At 51.1% G+C, this 632-nt stretch carries 1 protein-coding gene; it reads right to left on the reverse strand.

Going from position 1 to position 632, the window contains the following annotated elements:
- The coding region (locus FZC40_RS16965; protein WP_187389074.1) for a glutamine synthetase III domain-containing protein at positions 1–632 on the reverse strand (632 nt) is incomplete at both ends.

The following is a 632-nucleotide window of genomic DNA, read 5'->3' on the forward strand; positions in this document are numbered from 1 at the left end:
CCCAGTCGCCATAATTCCTTGTCGAGATCGGCCATGTAAGCGGCTACGCGGCCACGAATACGCCCGAAGTAATGGGTTTCCATTTCCTGGCCTTTGGGCGGTTTTGCGCCAAACAGAGTCCGACCGGTGAGAATCAGGTCCTTACGTTCTTTAAACATGTCGCGTTCGATGAGAAAGTATTCCTGTTCGGCACCGATGGTGGTGGTTACTTTTTTCACATCGTCTTTGCCAAAAAGTTTAAGAATCCGAACGGCGTGGGTATCCAGGACTTCCATGGAACGCAGCAGCGGTGTTTTCTTATCCAGAATTTCACCGGAGTAAGAACAGAAGACGGTTGGGATACAAAGGGTGGAACCTTTAATGAAGGCATAGGAGGTGGGGTCCCAGGCGGTGTAGCCCCGGGCTTCAAAGGTTGCTCGCAAGCCTCCGGAAGGAAATGATGAAGCATCCGGTTCGCCCTTTACCAGCTCTTTTCCCGAAAATTCCATAATCACCTTGCCATCTTCGGTGGGGTTGATAAAGGCATCATGTTTTTCAGCTGTGATGCCGGTCATTGGCTGGAACCAATGGGTAAAATGGGTGGCACCCAATTCCAGGGCCCAATCTTTCATGGCGTTGGCGACAACTTCAGC

The organism is Acetobacterium tundrae (genome assembly GCF_008086615.1).
In the GTDB taxonomy this organism is placed as follows: Bacteria; Bacillota; Clostridia; order Eubacteriales; family Eubacteriaceae; genus Acetobacterium; species Acetobacterium tundrae.